Source organism: Bacillus sp. FSL M7-0558 (assembly GCF_038003245.1).
GTDB classification, from domain to species: Bacteria; Bacillota; Bacilli; order Bacillales; family Bacillaceae; genus Bacillus; species Bacillus pumilus.
Map to the genome: position 1 here is coordinate 277,659 of NZ_JBBOOU010000001.1, position 21,914 is coordinate 299,572.

Annotated in this window: 22 protein-coding genes; 16 read left to right on the top strand and 6 right to left on the bottom strand. The window is 42.1% G+C overall.

All coding sequences use genetic code 11. The features are described 5' to 3' along the window. Nucleotides 1-2: 2 nt before the first annotated feature. Complete coding sequence (locus MHB79_RS01535; protein WP_003217000.1) at nucleotides 3-944, top strand: response regulator; 942 nt, start codon at nucleotides 3-5, stop codon at nucleotides 942-944. A 191-nt stretch (nucleotides 945-1,135) separates the two neighbouring features. After that, entirely contained in the window at nucleotides 1,136-2,221 is a 1,086-nt protein-coding gene (locus MHB79_RS01540; protein ID WP_106035971.1) for an SEC-C metal-binding domain-containing protein, read from the top strand. A 53-nt stretch (nucleotides 2,222-2,274) separates the two neighbouring features. Here MHB79_RS01540 and MHB79_RS01545 read toward each other — a convergent pair whose 3' ends face one another. Next, nucleotides 2,275-3,315 (bottom strand): DUF4352 domain-containing protein, encoded by a 1,041-nt coding sequence (locus MHB79_RS01545; protein WP_340988750.1) that lies wholly within the window; start codon nucleotides 3,313-3,315, stop codon nucleotides 2,275-2,277. A gap of 396 nt (nucleotides 3,316-3,711) precedes the next feature. Between MHB79_RS01545 and MHB79_RS01550 the strand changes: the two genes are divergently transcribed. Then, nucleotides 3,712-4,641 (top strand): aldo/keto reductase, encoded by a 930-nt coding sequence (locus MHB79_RS01550; RefSeq protein WP_034620710.1) that lies wholly within the window; start codon nucleotides 3,712-3,714, stop codon nucleotides 4,639-4,641. A gap of 30 nt (nucleotides 4,642-4,671) precedes the next feature. Here MHB79_RS01550 and MHB79_RS01555 read toward each other — a convergent pair whose 3' ends face one another. Both MHB79_RS01555 and MHB79_RS01560 read right to left on the bottom strand, forming a co-directional pair. Then, nucleotides 4,672-5,637, bottom strand: coding sequence for a sensor histidine kinase (locus MHB79_RS01555; RefSeq protein ID WP_340988752.1), 966 nt, complete (start codon nucleotides 5,635-5,637; stop codon nucleotides 4,672-4,674). Between the two features lie 11 nt (nucleotides 5,638-5,648). Beyond that, nucleotides 5,649-6,350 (bottom strand): LytR/AlgR family response regulator transcription factor, encoded by a 702-nt coding sequence (locus MHB79_RS01560; RefSeq protein ID WP_106032912.1) that lies wholly within the window; start codon nucleotides 6,348-6,350, stop codon nucleotides 5,649-5,651. Nucleotides 6,351-6,510: 160 nt separating this feature from the next. On the opposite strand from MHB79_RS01560, the gene MHB79_RS01565 reads away from it, so the two are divergent. The 3 genes from MHB79_RS01565 to MHB79_RS01575 all read left to right on the top strand — a co-directional run bounded on the left by MHB79_RS01565 (nucleotide 6,511) and on the right by MHB79_RS01575 (nucleotide 8,910). Further along, a complete protein-coding gene (locus MHB79_RS01565; protein WP_003217123.1) occupies nucleotides 6,511-7,251 on the top strand; it encodes an ATP-binding cassette domain-containing protein in 741 nt (246 codons plus the stop codon). Beyond that, entirely contained in the window at nucleotides 7,251-8,426 is a 1,176-nt protein-coding gene (locus tag MHB79_RS01570) for an ABC transporter permease (protein ID WP_003216965.1), read from the top strand. The genes MHB79_RS01565 and MHB79_RS01570 overlap by 1 nt, the downstream gene beginning before the upstream one ends. A gap of 148 nt (nucleotides 8,427-8,574) precedes the next feature. Then, on the top strand, nucleotides 8,575-8,910 hold the full coding sequence (locus MHB79_RS01575) for a hypothetical protein (protein ID WP_106032914.1): 336 nt from the start codon (nucleotides 8,575-8,577) through the stop codon (nucleotides 8,908-8,910). 97 nt (nucleotides 8,911-9,007) lie between these two features. On the opposite strand, the gene MHB79_RS01580 is transcribed toward MHB79_RS01575, so the two are convergent. Beyond that, nucleotides 9,008-10,066 carry a DUF4352 domain-containing protein gene (locus MHB79_RS01580; RefSeq protein WP_003217128.1) on the bottom strand — a complete coding sequence of 353 codons (1,059 nt, stop codon included), beginning with the start codon at nucleotides 10,064-10,066 and terminating at the stop codon, nucleotides 9,008-9,010. 536 nt (nucleotides 10,067-10,602) lie between these two features. Here MHB79_RS01580 and MHB79_RS01585 point away from each other — a divergent pair. Beyond that, nucleotides 10,603-11,031 (top strand): cell wall hydrolase, encoded by a 429-nt coding sequence (locus MHB79_RS01585; RefSeq protein WP_003217242.1) that lies wholly within the window; start codon nucleotides 10,603-10,605, stop codon nucleotides 11,029-11,031. 119 nt (nucleotides 11,032-11,150) lie between these two features. Further along, on the top strand, nucleotides 11,151-11,930 hold the full coding sequence (locus tag MHB79_RS01590) for a glucose 1-dehydrogenase (protein WP_340988756.1): 780 nt from the start codon (nucleotides 11,151-11,153) through the stop codon (nucleotides 11,928-11,930). Between the two features lie 20 nt (nucleotides 11,931-11,950). Here MHB79_RS01590 and MHB79_RS01595 read toward each other — a convergent pair whose 3' ends face one another. Beyond that, on the bottom strand, nucleotides 11,951-12,991 hold the full coding sequence (locus MHB79_RS01595; protein WP_340988757.1) for an acyltransferase family protein: 1,041 nt from the start codon (nucleotides 12,989-12,991) through the stop codon (nucleotides 11,951-11,953). 210 nt (nucleotides 12,992-13,201) lie between these two features. Beyond that, entirely contained in the window at nucleotides 13,202-14,194 is a 993-nt protein-coding gene (locus MHB79_RS01600; RefSeq protein ID WP_340988759.1) for an LLM class flavin-dependent oxidoreductase, read from the bottom strand. A gap of 412 nt (nucleotides 14,195-14,606) precedes the next feature. Between MHB79_RS01600 and MHB79_RS01605 the strand changes: the two genes are divergently transcribed. The 8 genes from MHB79_RS01605 (at nucleotide 14,607) to MHB79_RS01640 (ending at nucleotide 21,871) form a co-directional block, all read left to right on the top strand. Beyond that, entirely contained in the window at nucleotides 14,607-15,209 is a 603-nt protein-coding gene (locus MHB79_RS01605; RefSeq protein ID WP_044139240.1) for a TerD family protein, read from the top strand. A 21-nt stretch (nucleotides 15,210-15,230) separates the two neighbouring features. Further along, nucleotides 15,231-15,812 carry a TerD family protein gene (locus tag MHB79_RS01610; protein ID WP_003217119.1) on the top strand — a complete coding sequence of 194 codons (582 nt, stop codon included), beginning with the start codon at nucleotides 15,231-15,233 and terminating at the stop codon, nucleotides 15,810-15,812. A 42-nt stretch (nucleotides 15,813-15,854) separates the two neighbouring features. After that, nucleotides 15,855-16,433 (top strand): TerD family protein, encoded by a 579-nt coding sequence (locus MHB79_RS01615; RefSeq protein ID WP_003216935.1) that lies wholly within the window; start codon nucleotides 15,855-15,857, stop codon nucleotides 16,431-16,433. Nucleotides 16,434-16,570: 137 nt separating this feature from the next. Beyond that, complete coding sequence (locus tag MHB79_RS01620; RefSeq protein ID WP_012008834.1) at nucleotides 16,571-17,350, top strand: TerC family protein; 780 nt, start codon at nucleotides 16,571-16,573, stop codon at nucleotides 17,348-17,350. A 95-nt stretch (nucleotides 17,351-17,445) separates the two neighbouring features. Further along, a complete protein-coding gene (locus tag MHB79_RS01625) occupies nucleotides 17,446-18,636 on the top strand; it encodes an HpcH/HpaI aldolase/citrate lyase family protein (RefSeq protein WP_340865463.1) in 1,191 nt (396 codons plus the stop codon). After that, nucleotides 18,626-19,957, top strand: a complete 1,332-nt coding sequence (locus MHB79_RS01630) for a phosphoribosyltransferase family protein (RefSeq protein ID WP_335355843.1) — start codon at nucleotides 18,626-18,628, stop codon at nucleotides 19,955-19,957. Before MHB79_RS01625 ends, MHB79_RS01630 begins: the two co-directional genes overlap by 11 nt. Beyond that, nucleotides 19,950-21,059: a cysteine protease StiP family protein gene (locus MHB79_RS01635; protein WP_106029646.1), complete on the top strand. Its 1,110-nt coding sequence runs from the start codon at nucleotides 19,950-19,952 to the stop codon at nucleotides 21,057-21,059. Before MHB79_RS01630 ends, MHB79_RS01635 begins: the two co-directional genes overlap by 8 nt. Next, nucleotides 21,056-21,871, top strand: coding sequence for an HAD family hydrolase (locus tag MHB79_RS01640; RefSeq protein WP_137055217.1), 816 nt, complete (start codon nucleotides 21,056-21,058; stop codon nucleotides 21,869-21,871). The genes MHB79_RS01635 and MHB79_RS01640 overlap by 4 nt, the downstream gene beginning before the upstream one ends. The last annotated feature ends 43 nt before the right edge of the window (nucleotides 21,872-21,914 follow it).

Consider the following 21,914-nt stretch of genomic DNA (forward strand, 5'->3'; position numbering starts at 1 on the left):
GTATGCGATTTTTCATTGCAGATGATGATCGTGCAATACGCTCGATTTTAGGTCAAATCATAGAAGATGAAGATTTGGGAGAGGTCGTGGATGAAGCCGATGACGGAGTGGGATTAGAAGCACATTCATTGAACCTAAAAAAAATAGACATCCTTCTGATAGACCTTTTAATGCCTGCTAGAGATGGCATTCAAACGATTCGTCATATTCACCCTGAATTCAAAGGTAAAATCATGATGATTTCCCAAGTAGAGGCGAAAGAGATGATGGCAGAAGCCTATGAATTAGGGATCGAATATTATATTCATAAACCTGTCAATCGAATTGAGATCGTCAGTGTGATTCGAAAAGTCATAGAGCGGATCAAGCTGGAGAAATCGATTTACGATATTCAAGCTTCCCTTCGCCATGTGCTGCCGTTAGAGCCAGTGACTTCTCATAGCACAACGGGTGCTGGGTTGAAGAAAAGGACGATGAAAGAGGCGGGGGAATTTCTCTTATCCGAACTAGGAATTGTTGGAGAGAGCGGATCTAAGGATTTACTAGAGATCCTGATCTACTTATATGAAACACAGTCAGCCAATTCTCATGAGGTCAATTTCCCGCCGCTAAAGCAGCTCTTTATCAAAACAGCGGAGAGGAAGCTGGATCATGGGGCGACCGATGTAGAAGTGATGAGGGAAGTGAAAGCGGCAGAGCAGCGGATTAGACGCGCTATTCATCATTCCTTGAATCATTTTGCTTCACTAGGATTAACAGATTTCTCGAATCCTAAGTTTGAGCACTATGCGTCGAAGTTTTTTGACTTTACCGATGTCAGCCAAAGAATGAAAGAAATGCAGAAGACCTCTTCATCCACAGGATCAACGGGCAGAGTCAATACGAAGAAGTTTGTTCAAATCTTTTATTTTGAAGCAAAGCAGCTATTTGAGGGAATGAGCTGAAGAAAATCTATTGGAATGATTGGAGAAAATAAACAGAAAAAGACCGCTATTCCTATGATCTGTCGTGATCTTCAAGTATCTTTATTATTTAACTGATCATTCTGATTTTTCTTTTTTCTTGAAAATAAAACTCTCTTGTGCAATCGTTTGTTAAAATAGTGAGGTTAGACTAGAATGTCGGAGGTTTTATTTTGGGAAAAATTAAACGAAATGCGCTCTGCCCTTGCGGAAGCGGAAAAAAATATAAACATTGCTGTGGTCAAAAGTCAGGCGTAGAACAAACGTCTGAGCTTGTGTTTAAGGAAGCTGTACAAGTTCAAAAGGATTTAATGAATTACGCATTCTCTAAACATCAGAGAGCCATCAATCAATTCATTAATGATTTTTCTTTTCTTGCAGATATGGATAAAGAAACGCAACAAATCTCAGTCTTTCATTTGAGTGTATGGGGCATCTTCTTCCGTCCATTAACGGATCAGAAAGAAACCATCTTCCAAGAATTCCTGACAAAGAAAGCGGAGGATATTACCCGTCCGAAAACAAAACAAGTGGTTCAATCATGGACAGACATGGAGCCATCTTTGCTTTTATTAAATGAAAAAACGGACGAGTCTCTTTACTTTGAGAATATGGTGACAGCTGAAAAGGTTGAAGTAGATGTAAAACCGGATCAAACAGTGCTGCCTGAAAAGGGAAGTCTCGTGCTTGGATTCCCTGTTCAATTTGAAGAAAAAGCAGAGTTTTTCATTCAATATACGATGTTTGCGAAAGAGTTTACAGATACGCTTCTTCTTCAAGTACGTCAGCTTGTTGAAGCATATGAGGCAAATGGAGGAACGCGCAGCACATTTATGAGAGAATCATTCCCTGACGTGTTGAAGTGCATGTTTGCAAAGCAAGAAGTAGAAGAATCAGAAACATCTGCTGAAACAGAAGGCGATACAGGTCTAACAGCAGATCGCATGGACTGGGCAAATGACGTTCAACTGGAAACAGCTAAGCTGATTGAAGACGGAATGAAGGAACACGGGGACCAAAGCTTGACTGATGGCGCTTTAACTGTGTGGAAAGCCTATTGTGATCAGAAATCACCTGTGATCCGTAAAGCAGCATCATTTGCTGCGGGAATCGAATATTACATTCACTCACTTGCAAGCGATGCCCCGCTTTCTCAAGCGCAAATAGCGAAAAAGTATGGCATTAGTGCGTCTACTGTATCGAGCCGTTTTAAAGATATTGAAAAAGCGGTGAAAGAAGAGCAAGAGGCGACTGTATAGCATCAGAAAAGACGCGGCACCTTCATTGGGCCAGCGTCTTTTTTAGTTCATGATTATCTTGTTTTAATAAAACCGCTCATGTACTGCGATGTATTGTAATCGTTAAGGTCAATTTTCCACTGACCATCCCCATTACGTTTCATTTTCACTTCGTATTCAGCCGGGCTGGAGACTGGAGGAAGCTTTTCGAATTCAGATGCGTACAAGTTTAAGCTTTTCTTATACAATTCTTCTTTAGAGCGGATCTTGCCGTTGTAAAACTCGTCTCTTTGCTTGTCCAGCTTGTCTTTTAAGTTAGAAGCATCAATGCCTGTTACTTGAGCGACAACCTTCGCCTCGTCATTAGAGATGGTTTTTACACTTGTTTCTACTTTGGTTTTATCCTTCATGGTGTCTTGAATCCGTTTGTACATAGACAGGATATCACGGTCACTTACTTCATTGCCGTACATCCCAGCGCTTCTTTTGAAGTCTTTTACGAACATGTCGTGGTATTTATTCACGACATCGGATTGGTTGTCACCTGTTAAATCTGCAAATTGATCGTTCTTTTTGTCAAATACAATGATATCCGTATAAGCGGATAGCGCTTTTGCAGGGTTATCCAGCTTTTTCGCTGTATCCAATATTTTGTTTCCATCTAGGTTGATTTCGATTGAATCACTGTTTTTCTTGATGCTGTCTTGGTACACGAACTGATATTTTTTCCCTTTGTCTACTAGGAAATAAAGAGCACCTGATTGAGATTTTCCTTTGTTCAATGAACCGAGGTCAAGACGGTCTTTACTGCCGTAAAATTTTAAATCAGATACTTTGGCATCATCCTGATAAAGGGAGAAGTCAGAGCTATATAATGATAGAGCTTTGTCACCTTTGTTTGTAATCGTCAGGTTGACTTTTAGCACCAATTCATTGTCTCTTAGCGTAGTTGTTGAGTCTTCTGGTAACGTATATTCGTAGCTATCGACTTTTACCTCTGCTGTTTTTGTTGATTTTTGATCAGTGTTGCTTGATTTTGCTGAGCTCTGGCAAGCTGCAGAGATGATCATCACGAACGAAATCATGAGGAGTGCACTTATTTTTTTAAGATTCACAGTTGATGCTCCTTTGCTTTTCTTTCGTCATTTCATTCCCGCTATCTGACTATGAAAAAAGAAACAGATAGGATGGTATATTCGGGTGTTACAGGGGAAAATCTCCTTATGACGATTTGCACTTTTCATTCTATCGAAATTCAATCATGATGAGGAATAGGTTTTAGTCCCTATCTTTGAAAGGAATTTACACAAAAGCCAATAATAAAAGGAAATGCGTAAGTCTAATATACCGGTTAATAAGAATTAATTTGTAGATTTATGATCGGTTTTAAATGTTTTTTACGTAAAAATCTTGAAGTGAGGGTGTTGGTGCTTCAGAGAGCAGGATACTTGAATGTTGGAAAGGATTCATGGGAAAATAAGGATGATTAAGCAGATAAGGGAGATGAGCTTTTGAAAAAGGTAACGCTTGGACGAACTAATTTACAGGTGAATCCGATAGGGCTTGGTACGAATGCGGTAGGTGGACATAATTTGTTCCCGAACCTGAGTGAAGATGCCGGACGAGAGCTTGTGGAGACAGCTCTTGATCAAGGTGTCAATTTCTTAGATTCTGCTTTTATTTATGGGCTGGGCCGTTCAGAGGAGTTGATTGGTGAGATTATTGCCAAAAGAGGCGGTAGAGAAAACCTTGTCCTTGCGACAAAGGGGGCTCATAAAGAAGTAAACGGACAAATTGAATTGGATAACAGCCGAGACTTTTTAAGAGAGCAGGTCGAAAATAGCCTGAAACGACTGCAAACAGATTATATTGATTTATACTATATGCATTTCCCGGACGGCCGGACACCGCTGGAAGAAGTAGCAGGCACATTAAAGGAATTGAAGGATGAAGGGAAAATCAGGGCCATTGGTGCATCAAATCTTGATTTTGAACAGCTTCAAGCCTTTAATCGAGATGGCTACTTAGATGTGCTTCAGTCGGAGTATTCTTTGCTGAAACGTGAGGCAGAGCAGGATCTTCTCCCATACTGCGTCGAGCATCGTATTTCCTTTATTCCGTATTTCCCGTTGGCGTCAGGTTTGTTGACTGGTAAATTTACGAAGGATGCCACATTTGATGATATTCGAGCAAAAGATCCGCTTTTCCAAGGCGAGGCGTTCCTTCAAAACCTCGAAAAAGTAGACAAGCTGAAGGCAATTGCACAATCAAAGAACGCCGAAACGGCACACGTTGCACTCGCTTGGCTTTTAGCACAGGACGGCATCGACGCCATTATTCCAGGTGCAAAACGAGCTGAGCAAGTTCAGCAAAACCTAAAAACAAACGAAGTTCAATTAACAAAAGAGGAAATCAATCAAATTGACCACATTTTCTCTTAATCAAAAAAGGTGCTTGGCTGCACCTTTTTTTTATGACATCGTGAGAGGGATTTTGATGACAAGCCGCAAATGTGGAGAACGGTAAGTGAAATCAAGAGTACCGTCTGCCTTTTCAACAAGCTGATGAATGATATACGTGCCCATTCCTTGATGATCCCCGCCTTTTGTCGAGCGGCCAAAGTTTTTAAACAAATGGTCTAACACGTGTTTTTCCATTCCTTTTGTGCTGTTCTCACAATGGATTAAAAAGAGCCCGCTCCGAATAGAGGTCGTAATCGAGATGCTGCCCTCTTTCCCGGCTTGCTTCGCTTCAATCGCTGCGTCTAGGGCATTATCAAGCAAGTTTCCAGTGAAACTAACCTGATCCGCCTTAGAAAAAGGGAGCGATGAAAAAGGCGCTTGAAGGTCTAGAGAAAGAGCAATGTCCTCTTTTTCAGCCCGTTGAAAAAAGGAATGCAGGGTTGAGGCCAAATAGGCATTTTCTCCTTTCATCCAAGGGAAATGTTTTACGTATTGCTGAATCAAATCCTTGATCTCATGCTCGTCGTTCGACGCGGAAAAGGCATTTAAATGTCTAGCTGTTTCATGATGTTTACTGCGCAGCTCAAGCAGCAATTCATTGGTTCTTGATTCTGCATTGATCAGCTCTTGAAGCCGCCCGTTTAATCGTTTCTCCGTCTGCATCATCTTCAATGAAAGGATATCTGTTGTCATGATGATGATCAAAACTAAAAGAGAGCTCAATCCATTTCCTTGCGTCAGAAAAAGGGAAAGACCTGCACAGGTAAAGAGCACAAAAGCGCCCAACATCACATAACCACTCACCTGAGGCAAAAACCTTTTGTATATGAAAAATGTATAAAGACAAATCACACAAAAAGTGAGGAGCCACAGCACTCCTGATGATAGCGGCAGAATAGCTTCAGCAGCTGCATGAAACGCAAGACCTAGCCATATGAGAGCATACATGCGGAATCCAAGATAGAAAGCGTTCACGTTCGTTCTCCTTAAAAATAGTATTTCTTAAAGTATTCTAATTGCTGCTTGGTTATCATGGCTTTTTTATCTGTACCTTCAAAAGACACGATAAATGAATTTTTGGCATACGCCGAGAAGTTCTTAATGTAATGAATATTGATGATAAACGATCGGTGGGAGCGGATAAAATCTTTTTCAGCTAGATCGCCCTTTAACTCGTTTAATGTCTGATATGTTTGGATATCTCCTGTTGTTGTGACAATGGTGGTTGACCTGCCTGTTCGCTCAACAAAAATGACATCCTTCTTTTGCAGCACATGAATATCTGACTGCTGTTTAATGAGAAGCCGTCCATGAATGCTTTTCTCCTGCTTGGTGGACATGTAGCGTTCTAAGGATTTGGCAATTCGATCGGCTTGGTAGGGCTTCATAATATAATCGTGAACATTTAAATCAAACGCATGGACCGCATATCCGCTGTTTCCTGTCACAAAGACAACATCGACATTCAGTGCATGAGAGTGAATGAGATCCGCTAATTCATAACCGGACATTCCGGGCATTTCAATGTCTGCGAACAACAGATCAATATCTCCTTTTTTGACCTTCTCGTAAGCATCCTCTGCTGACTGCGTGACAAAGACAATCTCCACAGTCTCCATTCTGCCTACAATGGCATGCAGTTTTTCTAAATCTACTCGGTAATCGTCAACGAGACCTACTTTTATCATAAAAATCACCTATGACTCATCGTATTATTTGTCTATTTTATCATTTGTTTTTTAAAATAGATCATTTCAAGACAGAAAAAGGACGTTTCGCGACATTTTTATGTCAGGGAAGCGTTATTTTTTCTATCATAGACTTAGAAAGTTGAAAGGGGCGAACCACATGATTACTCTCAGCGATTGCAGCTGCTGGTTTAAAGATAAGAAAAAAGTCGTGAAAGCGATGAAACATATGACGTTCTCCGTGAAGGAAGGGGAAGTCGTTGGCATCCTAGGAGAAAATGGTGCAGGGAAAACCACGTTATTACGCGCCGTAGCCACATTGTTAGAACCTACGCACGGATCAGTCACTGTCGCAGGCTTTGATACGGTGAAAGAATCAACGGAAGTGAAAAAGCGAATTGGTGTCTTGTTTGGCGGTGAAACAGGGCTTTACGATCGTTTGACGGCACGAGAAAACCTTGAATACTTTGGCAAATTGTATGGCTTAGATCAGCATGAAATCAAAGCAAGAATAGAGGATTTGGCAAAGCGTTTTGGGATGAGACAATATATGGATCGAAAGGTGAAAGGATTCTCAAGAGGAATGAAACAAAAGGTGGCGATTGCCAGAACCTTGATTCATGATCCTGACATTATTTTATTTGATGAGCCGACAACAGGCTTGGATATTACATCAAGTAATATTTTCAGAGACTTTATTCATCAGCTCAAGCAGCAAAATAAAACCATCCTTTTTTCAAGCCACATCATGGAAGAAGTCAGCCAGCTTTGTGACAGTGTCATGATGATTCATCAAGGAGAGCTTGTGTATAAAGGGACACTTCCAGAATTATATACACAGGAACAAAGTGATGACTTGAACTATATCTTTATGTCGAAGCTCGCTAGGGGGATTTCATAATGTGGAAAACCGTATTCTTAAAAGAAATGACAGATGCGCTAAGAGACCGAAAAACGCTACTCTTAACAGTGCTGATTCCTCTTTTGACGATGCTTGGACTGGTGTTCTTTTATGAAAGCATGATTGCAGATCCAGGAGATGAAACCTATACGGTCGCAGTGAATGAAAAGCTTCCAACTGAAATGAATCAAATGATCAAAGAGGTTAAAAACCTCACACTTGAAACATTTGATGACCCGCAGCAAGCTGTCAAAGATGGAAAGGCGAATGCTTATCTGGAAATGCCGAAAGAGGCAGACGACATGCTTCAGCATCAACAATCATTTGCGATTAAAATTCATGGGTACACAACAGATGATGATTCGGTGATAACGGTTCAAATGCTGCAATCCTTACTGGAGCAGTATCAAAACCAAGTCGTAGAAAAGCGTTTAGCCGCTGATCAAATCAATACGTCTGTTGTTCATCCATTTCAGGTGCAGGCTGTTGATGTAGAAGAGGGCGATGAAGGAGAAAATGGCATGACCTCTATGCTTTTGTCGATTCTCCTTCCGATGATTTTGGTGACCTCCGTCATCTCAGGTGCTTTGCCAGCTGCTCTTGATATTGTAGCGGGTGAAAAAGACCGAAAATCCATTGAAGCGTTGTTCCTGACACCTGCCAGCAGACTCCAAATTCTCATCGGAAAATGGCTGGCTGTCTCCATGTTCGGGATTTTAAGTGGAATTGTGGCGATCGGCATGCTGCTTTTATCCACGCTGCTCTTTACAGAAAAGCTAAAACAAGCACTGAACTTTGGTGATCAAATGTGGAGTATTATCGGTGTCATGTTTGCGGCGCTCATCATCTTCTCCTTCATGGTATCGATGATTGAACTGCTACTCAGTGTCGTTTCAAGCTCAGTGAAAGAAGCGCAATCGTACATGTCCATGATCATTACATTAGGTGTGATCCCAATGTTCTTTACCATGAGAGCAGGTGCTACGCAGCTAGATACGTATTACTTTGCTGTCCCATTCCTCAATATTCATGCGCTCTGTAAGCAATTGATGTTTGGAATCATTGATCCGATGGCCGTCACTCTGACACTCGGCTCCTCAGCCCTCGCAGTCGTCATCTTGTTTGTCATCGTGAGAAGCTTGTTTATGAAAGAAAAGTGGATGCTTGCAAAATAAAGAAAGTAAAAACTTGTAGATTTTATCTACAAGTTTTTTATATCCAGAGATTTATATAAAAGAGATTCACGATCGGGTGAAAGGAATGGCATAATGGAAGGGGGAACTTACATTATTATCCTAATTTATTTAAAGAGGTGATTCGTTTATGTCTTATCAAACAGAAGACGATGATGTGCTAGAGCTATGTAATATATATGCTCAACAAACACACCATTTTGAAGCTTTTATTTTGGGAAACAGGAAAGGGTTATTGGAATTAAGAAAAGCGATAGATGAGGCATTAGAAACGGGTAGTTCCGTTGCACATTTATATCCATCTGATTTTGAAGGATATGAAACGTATGTTGCTTTAGTAGACGATGAGCAAAAGTTTGAGAAATTAATGGATCCTTATGTAGAGGAATACGGACAAGAGGAGGATGCGGTTGATCCGGTTGAGGTGATAAAAGAGTATGAAGCTGTAAAAGAAAATTCTTCATAATAGACCGTATCTTGCTTTCTGTGCTGTAATTCGGAATTAAATATAGGGATCAAACGAAAAACGTTAAGAAAAAACCCCCGGCATCGGGGGTTTTTCCTTAGTTCTTGATGAACTTTTCAACCAATGAGCTTGTTTTGTAATCGTTCAAATCAAGTTTCCATTGGTCGATGTCATTTTTCTTCATGTTGACTTCTACTGTTTCTTCAGAAGATGATGGTCCTAATTTTTTGAACTCTTCTGGGTAGATCGAGAGTAGGTATTTTTGAGCTTCATCGTAAGAAGCTGAACGGTTTTTGCTGTAGAACTCAGTCGCTTTTTCTTTTAAACGATCGACAAGCGGGCTTGCATCAATTGGTGTAAGAGTTACAGTCACAACAGCTTTATCACCACTGATGGCTTTTGTTTTTGTTGATACTTTTGATTTTTCAGCTAATGTTTCTTTTACAGCTTTTAGAAGCTTATCAAGGTTTTCGTCCTTCGCTGAGCTAGAAGAAATACCTGATGACGTGATGTAGCCTTGTTTGAATGATTTATCAAATTGGTTGACAACAGTTGATTTGTTATCACCTGTTAGTTTTTCAAACTCGTCGTTATTCTTACCAAAAATCATGACATCAATATAAGAAGAAAGAGCTTTTGCAGATGCTTGAAGTGTATCTGCTTTTTTCATTAAGTCTTTACCTTTAATATCGAATTCTAGTGTTTTGTCATCTTTTTTAGAACCACTACCTGGCTCATTGTACACGAGCTGATAGTCTTTGTCTTTATCAACAACAAAGAAAAGACCGCCTTTTGATACTTTGTCTGCATTTAGAGAGCTTGAAGATAATACTTCATTGTAGTCATCTGGAGAGATCGTAGACACCTGTGAGTCATCTTGGTAAAGCGTAAAGTTGCTTTTATCAACATTTAAAGGCTCTTTGCTGATATTTTTTACAGATACGTTCACTTTTAGTACATACTGATCATCCTGTACAGATGTATCGTATTGAGGTGGTAATGTGTACTCAGCACTTTCTACCTTTACCTCTGCGGCATCAAGAGATTTTGTATCTTTTTCCTTTGCAGCTGACTTTTCTTTTCCACCACTACAAGCAGCAGCGACAACAGTGACACATAAGATCAGAAGAAACAGGGATAATTTCTTTTTAAACATGACGTGTTTTCCTCCTCGGGTTTATGATGAATTTCATTGGAAAGCTTTAGTTCATATCATTCTTTTTGCACAAAAAGAAAAATACTGTATGTTTTTTACTGTAGAATGAAGCGAAAGTACTGTCAATACTTCAGTGCGTTTCCAAGGTTGTACAGCTTCAAGTAGTAAAAATGACACTAAGTTGAAAGGAGAAACTTGTAAAATATGATTTGATGTCTCCTGTAAAAACTCAATATTTTATATTTTAAGGTTTTGAGTCGGATTGTTGAATAGGTTCAAATGACTGTTTTTGATGATGGTGTAGCAATTAGAAGGATTTTTATGACTTGTAAGTGAGTCTATAGTAATGAATATTTTTTCCTGTAATGTGCATGATCACTAGGTTTGTGTGTTGTTGGCAGAGAGATACATGTCCAGCAAATGTTGAGGTGTTTAGACAGGCTCTCGACACGGAATGTGTCTTTTCCCTTCAAAATGGCAGTCATCTACACAGAAACCCTACATAAAATAAAAGAGAAACGAATGGAGGTGGATGTATGGCAGTGGTAAGAGCGACAAGCTCTGATATTGACCTCATGGCCAGACTGCTGAGAGCGGAGGCAGAAGGTGAAGGGAAGCAAGGGATGCTGCTTGTAGGAAATGTGGGCATCAACCGGTTGCGTGCCAACTGCTCTGACTTTAAAGGGCTGCGTACGATTCCACAAATGATTTATCAGGAGCATGCATTTGAAGCAGTCACGCATGGTTATTTTTATCAACGAGCACGAGAAACAGAAAAAACACTTGCACGGAGGAATATTAACGGAGAACGATTTTGGCCAGCAAAATTCAGCCTTTGGTATTTTAAGCCGCCTGGTAATTGTCCACCGACATGGTACAATCAGCCGTTTGTGGCAAGGTATAAGTCTCATTGCTTTTATCAGCCAACCGCTGAAACTTGTGAAAATGTCTATAACACCTTTTAGCTTGATGAACAGCACAATCCTCTTAGTCAACGATTGCAGAGGATTGTGTTTTTCTTTTTTTCAAAATGGGTAACCATTGTGTATCAACAAGATGAAGCACGTGATAGGAGGAAATAAAGATGTATCAAGATTTAAAAGGGAAAACAGCCATTGTCACAGGTTCTTCAAAAGGAATCGGACAAGCCATCGCATTACGATTTGGACAAGAGCAGATGAATGTGGTTGTGAACTATAAAGGTGATGAAGAGGGTGCTGAAGAAACGGTCCAAGCCATTCAGCAGCGCGGAGGTAGGGCGGTGAAAGTACACGCAGATGTCTCCAAAGAGGAAGGAATTCAATCCATCATGGGTACAGCACTGGAGCATTTCGGAACAGTCGATGTGTTCGTCAATAATTCAGGCTTTAATGGTGAAGAAGCGATGCCGCATGAGATGACGCTCAAGCAATGGCAAAAAGTCATTGATGTGAATATCACAGGCGCCTTTTTAGGGGCAAAGGCTGCAATCGCCTATATGATGGAGCATGACATCAAAGGGTCTATTTTAAATATATCCAGTGTCCATCAGGAAATACCGCGCCCGTTCAATGTTCACTATTCCACTTCCAAAGGCGGAATGAACATGATGACAAAAACGCTGGCTCTTGATTATGCAGAAGCAGGGATTCGGATCAATGCAATTGCACCAGGTACAATGGCGACCGAATCGAATGATGATTTGCAGGATGAACAGAAAAAACAAAAGCAGCTTGAAAAGATTCCGATGAGAGCATTTGGTGAACCGAAGGAGATTGGGTCAGCCGCTGCATTCCTCGTATCTAAGGAAGCTTCGTATATCACAGGCACCACTTTATTTGTAGATGGAGGAATGACGCTTTACCCTTCTCAAATCAATGATTAATCCAAAAAACATCCGCCCAATCAGCTGGCGGATGTTTTTTGTTCGTAGCGGTGTGCGGCTTTGGCTGGTTTGCCGAGTAACATCGGGTATTTGCTTAGGAAGGAGATACATGGCACCATGAGCAGCAATGTTCCGATCGTGTAAAAGAGAGTCCAAGAGAGCTGCGCTGTATCTGCAATATTGATGCCAAGTCCATAATAAACAAATGCTTTCATGATATCGATGCCGGCAAACTGCAAGACAAGAATAACAATGGAATTTCGACCGAGATACGTCAAAATAGGGGACGTTTTGAATTTAAAACTTAAATAAATCACGGCAGCTGAACCGAGCAGTGCACATGCATAGAAAAGAAAAAGATCACCATAGTCGTTCACGCGCATATCGACACGTGAATTAAAGCTTTGCATGTAAGCCGTCAGTACAAGCAGACCTGTACATAGAAGAAGGGTTGGGTCTGTCTTTAATTCCACAAACCATTGCTTTGCCAAAAAGCCAATTGAATAAAACACAACAGCCGTCAAGGCGACATTGGCATTCCACGGTAGACTTTGGTCTAAAAGCAAGGTAGAGGCATATCCAGCACCTCCGCAAAGAACGGTCAGTAAGATCAAGACAGCAGGTTTTCCTTTTGTCAGACGGTGCATAAAGAAAAAGATCATTTCCACTAAAAAGAGTGTCGTTAAAAACCAGATGGCAGGGTTATGCGTTAGTCTAGCTTCATCTGCATTGGATATAAAAATACCTGTAAACGGAACGAAAGGGTCAATATCCGTTTGTCCCTTAAAGGCAAAAAAACGAGTAACGGTGAACCAAAAAACATACGTAATGATGGAGAAATAGAGATAGGGCAAGAGTAAGCTTTGGGCTTTCTTCTGAATAAATGACAGAGCAGGGCGTGAGGATGATCGAAACATCATGCCGGATAGTAAAAAGAAAAGCGGCATATGAAAAGAGTAAATGAATTGCTTGAGCGGATCTGGAATGGGCACATGCGCCATGACCACGAGCAGAATCCCGATCCCTTTAGCCGCATCGACCCATTCGAGTCTCTTATTCATGGCCTGTCATCTCCTTCCTTCTAGCGTCGTAAACGGTTCTTTTATATGTACCTCTACTATATAAAAGGTACACCCCTTATGCGTTTACAGTTCGCTAACGATTAGAAGACACATTTGCGATCAGATGACAGGCGGAAGGATTTTGACATCTTGATGTTACATTCCCCATTTTTTATGACAATGTAAAAAAAGAAGCCAAGGGAATTGGCTTCAAAATAATTCGGCGATTCGTTTGAAGGAGCGCTGTTTTTCTATCGGATCAAATGAATTGTTTAGAATCATGATGTCATCCGTTTGATAGCGGTCCATCAAGCTAAGTAATTGCTCTTTCACCGTTGCCTTTGAGCCGACGATCATCCGCTGGCGGTTTTGTAACACTTTTTTCTTTTCCTGCGTGGTGTAGTGATAGGTACTGGCTTCTTTTATAGAAGGGACGCGGCTGTCCAGTCCTTTTTCAACACGCAGCAGCCATAAATCTGTACTGCTGGCGATCCGTTCGGCCTCTTCATCGGTTTCACCACAAATGACAAACACGGCGAACATAGCGTGCGGCTGGGTGGAAAAGACAGATGGAGAAAAGTGAGACCGATACGTCTCAAATGCTTGTTTGCCGCGTGCAGGGTGGATAAAGTGACCAAAAATATAGTTGATCCCAAGTTCCGCTGCCTGCACGGCACTATTTTCTCCTAAACCAAGCAGCCAAACTGGCGGATGAGCATCAACAAGCGGAGAAGCTTTGACTCCTGCATGCGGGTGCCTAGAAGGCAGGCTGTCTGATAAGTAAAATAGAAGATCCTTCAGCTGTCGGTCAAACTGAGATAGATCTTTATGCACGCCGTCTGTCAAAGCAAGTCTCGTCCTTTCAATTCCGCCCGGAGATTTGCCGACACCGATTTCAATTCGTCCAGGATACAGAGCCTCAAGCTGCCGCGTGACCTCTGCTACTTTAAAGGGGCTGTACTGCGGAAGTAAAATGCCGCCAGACCCGGTACGTAAGGTCGATGTATGAGCGGCAATATGTGCCATTAATATTTCAGGTGCTGTACTAGCGAGCCCTCTTGTGCTGTGGTGTTCAGCAAACCAATAACGCTCATATCCAAGAGTTTCCGCAAGCTGAGCTAGCTGTGTTGTGTGAATCAATGTCTCTTGCGCTGTCTGACCTTTAGGAATAGCGACTTGATCTAATATGTGAAGTGATGGCATCATCAACATCCTTTCGATAATACGTTGGATATAAGTATAAAGAAATCCACGGATGGAAGGAAACGAAAGGGTTTATCCTTTGATCTCATGCTTTATCTTTTCTATATCAACATATGAAACCACTTCAATACGCTATTTATCAGCAAGAGCTGTGGACAAGAATTTTCGACAATGTTTCACATGAAACACTTCATTTACGACATGAACCATTTTCAACATGGATCTTTCGTTAAAAAAATATCATCTGTTTGAAACCTATCTTGAACGTAGATCGTATATACTAGTAAATAGAAAAAAGAGTAAGAGGCTCCAATGTCATTTCATGAATTTTGTCGAATTTTCATGTATGATGATTTTAATAGGGTCCATCGCTTAATAAATAGATTTTTATTATGCTGGAGGAGTGATTGATTTGGCGATTACATTAGAAAAAGGTCAACGTATTGATTTAACAAAAGGGAAGGCAGGACTAACGAATATCCTAGTTGGACTTGGCTGGGACCCTGTATCACAAGGCGGCGGATTTTTAGGAAAGCTGTTTGGCGGCGGAGGCGGCGCTGATATTGATTGTGATGCTTCAGTGCTCATGCTGAAAAATGATAAGTTTACGGAAAATAAAGATTTGATTTATTTTGGCAACTTGAAAAGCAAATGCGGCAGTGTCGAGCATACAGGTGACAACCTGACTGGTGAAGGAGACGGAGATGATGAACAAGTCCTCGTCAACTTGAGCAAGGTGCCGGGCAATGTGAATAAATTGGTGTTTGTTGTGAACATCTATGATGCACTAAGAAGAAATCAACACTTTGGTATGATTCAAAATGCGTACATTCGCATCGTGGATCGTTCAAACAATCAAGAATTAGTGAAATATAATTTAAAAGATGAGTATGCAGGGAAAACATCATTAATCGTCGGAGAGCTTTATCGTCACGAGAATGAGTGGAAGTTTGCGGCTGTTGGGGACGGTACAAATGATGCGAAGCTTGCCGATATTACGAGAAACTACATTTAAATTAGAAGGGAGAGGTTCCTAGTGGGAATTTCTTTAGCGAAAGGTCAAAAAATTGATTTAACAAAAACAAATCCAGGTTTAACAAAAGTGGTCGTAGGTCTTGGCTGGGATGTCAATAAGTATGACGGCGGACAAGACTTTGATCTAGACGCAAGTGTATTTCTTTTAGATGCGGCAGGTAAGGCAAGCTCACCGTCTGATTTTGTCTTTTACAATCAAACAACTGGCGGTGGCGGCAGTGTCGTACATACAGGCGATAACCGCACTGGTGAAGGTGACGGAGATGACGAGCAGGTCAACATCGACTTATCAGCTGTACCAGCGAGTATTGAGAAGATTTCATTTGTCATCACGATTCATGATGCAGAAGCGCGCAGTCAAAATTTCGGACAAGTCACGAACGCATATGTGCGTATTTTAAATGCAGCATCAAATGAAGAACTCATTCGCTATGATTTGGCGGAAGACTTTTCCATTGAGACAGCGATTATTGTAGGTGAATTATACCGTCATGGCGGAGAATGGAAATTCTCGGCTGTTGGATCGGGCTATCAAGGCGGACTTGCCCGCATTGCAACAGACTTCGGTTTAGATATCGGGTAACGACCCGTTTTCATATTTTCAGGAGACAGGAGAGATACGAATATGGCGATTCAGCTTTCAAAAGGACAACGTGTCGATTTAACAAAAACCAACCCAGGACTGACGAAAGTGATGATCGGTCTTGGCTGGGATACGAATAAATATTCTGGCGGAGCCGAATTTGATTTGGACGCTTCGGCATTCTTAGTGGATGCAAACAATCGTTGTCAGCAAGACACAGACTTTGTTTTCTATAATAACCTTCAGCACCCAAGCGGCAGTGTCACTCATACAGGTGATAACCGGACGGGTGAAGGAGATGGAGATGACGAGCAAATTCTCGTTGATTTCTCAAAAATTCCTGCTAACATTGATCGTATCGGAATTACAGTGACGATTCATGATGCAGAGACGCGCAGCCAGAATTTTGGACAAGTCTCAAATGCGTTTGTTCGTGTTGTAAATGAAGAGGGCGGGGAAGAATTGATTCGCTTTGATTTAGGGGAAGACTTCTCAATCGAAACAGCTGTTGTGGTATGTGAATTGTACCGACACGAAAGCGATTGGAAGTTTAACGCCATCGGAAGCGGATTCTCTGGCGGACTTGCAGCTCTTTGTCAAAATTATGGGTTAGAAGTATAAACGAGAGAAACAAAATTCAAGAGGCGCTGCCAATGACTCATATGAGGGCCTTTTCCAAAGTGAGAAAGAAACAGCGATCAAGAATAACAGCAGGCGAAAGCCTGCTGATGCTTCTACACTTATAGGAGGAAAACCAGTTGGACATTTTGAAACATATGTTGGACACGTATGCCTCGTTTTTTGATTGGCATATGTGGGCAGAGGTATTAACAAACCCTGTCTCTTGGGGGCTCATTGGGACCCTTGTTGTGCTTGAAGGATTGTTATCAGCAGATAACGCACTTGTATTAGCTGTCATGGTGAAACATTTACCAGAAAAGCAGCGTAAAAAGGCATTAACCTACGGATTAATTGGCGCTTATTTCTTCCGTTTTCTATTCATTGGCGTGGGGATGCTGCTTATTAAGTTCTGGTGGATTAAGGTTCTCGGAGCTGCATATTTAGCATGGCTTGTCATTAAGCACTTCTGGTTAGGTGACGGCGATGACGAAGCGAAGGAATTGAAAAAAGAAGGCTGGATGATTCGCGTATTTGGCGTGTTCTGGGCAACCGTTATTTCTGTGGAAATTATGGACCTTGCCTTCTCGGTGGACAGTATTCTTGCGGCATTCGCTGTATCTGAGGAAGTATGGATTCTTCTATTAGGCGGAATGCTTGGCATTCTCATGATGCGTACAGTAGCACAGTTATTCCTTGTCCTCATTGACCGTATCCCAGAGCTTGAGAATACCGCGTTTATTCTCATCGGGATTATTGCTATCAAAATGGGCTTAAGTGCTGCACATATTGAAATTCCGCATCTTGCATTCTTTGCGATTATTATTCTAGCGTTTATCGGAACGTTTATTGTTCATAAAATCAATAAGAAGAAACATCAAGATGTGACAAATGAAGCTGCGGCTTCAAAAGAAGAATAGGACGATCAAAAAGGAATGGAGTTGAACTAGCGGCTCCATCCTTTTTTGAATCATCAGGTTATTGATTTTCTCTAAACAACAGGAGGTGGCACAGCATGCGGTATTTTCGTTTTTTATCAGAGGCGAGGCAGCACGATCTTTTTTTCAAGCGGCCGGGGGCGATGCATTCACTGACACCGAGGCATGTACTTGCGCATGCATTAGGTGCTACTTTGTATATGCCTGCGACAAGACAAGATATAGCAGATATGCTGCTGTCGCAGAAATATGAAGCGCTTTGCTCTGTTGTATTTTGCTTGGAGGATGCCATCGGTGATCAAGAAGTGGACATGGCTGAACAGAATCTAGTGGCACAACTGGCCAGTCTCAAAGAGAAAGTCACGCATGCGCCTGAAACGGCTGAACATTTGCCTCTTATATTTATTCGCGTTCGTTCGCCGAAACAGCTGCTCAAAATGGCAGACTTGCTCGGTTCCTCTCTTCAATTACTTACCGGTTTTGTGTTCCCGAAGTACTCGGTTCATAATGCGAAGGATTATTTGGACAGTCTGAAACAGGCATCGTCCCAAACGCAGACAACACTTTATGGGATGCCCATTTTGGAAACACCTGATTTACTAGAAAAAGAAACAAGATATACGGTGTTGTCAGAGTTAAAGCAGATCTTGCTGAATGACGAGGAATATATTTTGAATATTCGCATTGGGGCAACAGATCTTTGCGGTTTGTACGGGATTCGCCGTGATCGTGACACGACCATTTATGAAATTAATTTGATTGCTGATCTGATCACAGATATCATCAATTATTTTGGCCGTTCCTTTGTGGTATCAGGTGCTGTGTGGGAGCATTTTGGCCCTGCACGAAAGGAACAAAAGCCATTCATCCGGGCACTTTCTCATAAGAGTGGTGAATCGTCTTCATCTGAATTTGATGACGTACAAGGTTTACTCAAGGAGACAAAACTCGATGTGGCTAACGGCATTCATGGAAAGACGGTCATTCATCCAACACATCTCAAGCCGGTTCAAAGCATGTATGTTGTGACGAAGGAAGAGTATATGGATGCATTAAGCATTCTGGAACATGCAGACGGCACAGTTGGCGTAATGAAGAGTACCTTCTCTAATAAAATGAATGAAACGAAGCCGCATTACCGGTGGGCAGAGCACATTTTAATGAAGTCAGATATTTACGGGGTGTTTCATGAAAATAGAAGCTATATCGACATACTCACAGAAACAGAAGCCGCATACGCTGAGCATCTTGGAACATATGGAAGTTGAGCTTGTTCTCAAAGAAGGTGCGCTTCAGCTAGAAAAAGAGCATCTTTTTGACATGGCTGCAAGGGTGAACAAAAAAAGAGCCTTTTTATTCGTTAGTAAGGTGCTCGGTAAGCACATTCCTGTTCATCCAGTAAAACCGCTCCTTGTCTCGGGACTTTTAGCCATGGCGTATGCCAAAGAGCAAACAGGCAAGACGTCTCCATATCAAGAGCTTTTAGTAGAAGCACTCAAGACGGATGACCACACGGTATTAACTAAAGCCTACGAAGCGCTCAAAAAAGAGAAGCTTTCAACAGGAAAACAGCCGATCGTGATCGGCTTTGCAGAAACAGCCACAGCTCTTGGTCACGGTGTGTATGACGTATTAGAAGGAGCATCTTACATTCATACGACACGTGAACAGCTGCTGGATCTTGATCCTTCATTGGTATTTGAAGAAGAGCATTCGCATGCAACGGATCAGCTTTGTTATGCAGACGAAGCATTACTTCGCACAAACCGTCCCATCGTGCTAGTAGATGATGAAGTCACGACAGGCCGTACGAATATCAATATCATTCGGGACCTTCATGCAAAGCACCCACGGCATTCTTACACGATTCTTTCTATTTTAGACTGGCGAACAGAGGAGCACGAGAAAGCCATGTGTGAGCTTGAAAAGGAGCTTGGTATTCACATCACCTCATTGTCTTTATTAAAAGGGCAAATGGTTTTTCGAGGCAAAACGCTAGATGAACCAGCTTATTCGTATGAGATAGCTGAGCAAAAGGATCTGCCAAGTCTCTCTGTTCACTCCCTTCAATCTTTCTTTCAGCAAGAGCCATATGCACGTTCTCATGCAACCAATTCGGCTGGTCATTCGCCATATATACATGAAACGGGTCGTTTTGGTTTAAACGCAGCAGATACGGCAGTCATCGACCAAGCAGCTGCAGAGGCTGGGCTTCAACTAAAGCAGGAGCGCAAAGGAAAACAGACACTTTGTTTAGGAACGGGTGAGCTGATGTATGTGCCGATGAGAGTGGCTGCACATATGGGAGAAGGTGTTCTCTTTCATTCAACGACGAGAAGCCCAATTCATCCCGTTGAAAAGGATGGATACGCTGTTCAAAACGGGTTCACCTTTGTGAGTCCAGAGGATGCTCGAATCCAGCATTACGTGTACAACATACCAAAAGGTCAATACGATGATGTATTTCTCTTCTTTGAGAAAAAGGTCTCTCAGGAGGCATTGCTTCCGCTTGTTCATTTATTTGCCGAGCGGCATGTGAGGCATGTGCATATTGTGACTTTATCAGACGAGGTGAAGGTGAATGGCTAATGTGTATACAAAGATGGGAAGCTATCCAGAGCAGGATGTAACCTTCTTACTCAAAGATTTATCATCCATTGAGATGGAGAAAAGTACAGAGGAGCGGGAACGTTCGATTCAGAGTGGTGCGCATTATTCAGAAATGCTGCCGATTGAATATAAACCAACGGAATCTTATATGGATTTATTCTATGAATCTCTGAAAGAAAGTAAGGAGAAGGTAGCAGAAGCAGTAGCTGTTGTAGCAGAACAGATTGTGAAAAAGCGAGGCTTCCAAACGGTGCTTTGCAGTTTGGCTAGAGCGGGAACGCCGATCGGGGTACTTATCAAACGATATATTCGAAAGACATATGGTCTTGAACTGCCTCATTACAGCATCTCGATTATTCGTGATCGAGGAATAGATGAGAATGCGCTGCATTATATGCTCAAGGAACATCCGGGCTATGAGATTGCCTTTATTGATGGATGGACCGGAAAAGGTGCGATTTCGAGAGAGCTCCAAAAAGCGGTGATTGATTTTGAAAGAAAGTACGGTATTCGTCTTTCTAGTGAACTAGCTGTACTCGCTGATCCTGGCTATTGTACACATGTCTACGGAACGAGAGAGGATTTTCTCATTCCAAGTGCTTGCCTGAATTCGACTGTATCTGGACTTGTTAGTCGTACGGTACTAAACAACCGCTGGATCAATGCCGATGATTTCCATGGGGCAAAATATTATGAAGAGCTGCTTGAAGAGGATGTATCCAATCTGTATGTGGATACAATCGAAGAAGCATTTTCTAGCCTCGAACCAAATGTAGAAGAGAAAGCAGAAACCATCCTCGCGCACGGAATGCCTGCGGATTGGCGAGGGATGGCGTCCATTGAAGCGATCGGTCAGGAGTTTCAAATTGAAAACACCCATTTGATTAAGCCGGGTGTTGGTGAGACGACTCGTGTGCTGCTGAGAAGAATCCCTTGGAAAATCTTGATTCAGCCTGGGTCTCAGGAGAAGCTAAAGCATATTTTGCTTTTGGCAGAGGACAGAGGCGTTCCTGTCATTGAATATGCCAATATGTCCTATACGTGCTGTGGACTCATTCGTCCGCTGGAGCAGACGTCATGAAGACAAGTGCGTTTGCCAGCGATTTAGACCGGACACTGATTTACTCACACCGAGTGCTGGATCAGTATGAGTATGAAGGAGATTATGATTTAGTTGAGATGCTGGATGAACGTCCGCTTTCCTATATGTCGGTTGAAACGAAAAAATCCTTGCAGAAGATTCATCAATTGGGCTGGTTCATTCCAGTGACGACAAGAACGACCGCTCAGTATGAACGGATCACCTTCTTTCAGCAAGAGCTCAAACCGGAGTATGCCATCACGACAAATGGGGGCTGTATCCTTCATCACGGCAAGCCGCTTGAGGATTGGCAGGTCATCGTTGATGAGAGGCTCAAAGCGTGTATGTCAGTCAGAGAGATGCTAAGAGCCATCTCCGAACTTCCAGTTGCCGCATGGGTGAAGCGTACCCGGACAGCCGAGGGAAGATTTCTTTATTTGATTATGAAAGATGAGGATCTGTCTCGCATTCCACTTGCTGAATTGAAGCAGTGGGGCGAGGAGAGAGGCTGGCAGGTGTCTCTACAAGGACGGAAGCTTTACTTTATTCCGTCACCTCTCAATAAGTGGGATGCTGTTGCTTTTCTAAAGGAGCGGCTGGAGCTTGAATATGTATACGGTGCGGGTGATTCCCTCTTAGATGCAGGTCTCATTCGTCAGGCAGATATGGGCTTTGCCCCAAGGCATGGAGAAGTGCTCGACTTTGATCCATTGCTCGAGCCGACAGCAGCATCTGGCATGGCAGCAGCAGATGAAATCACCGCTTGTGTCATGAACCAGATGACGACCGCAAAAAAGCCTTCGATTCGATAGCAGAAGTAGAAGGGTGAATGATATGATAGTAGTAGCTTTCGAG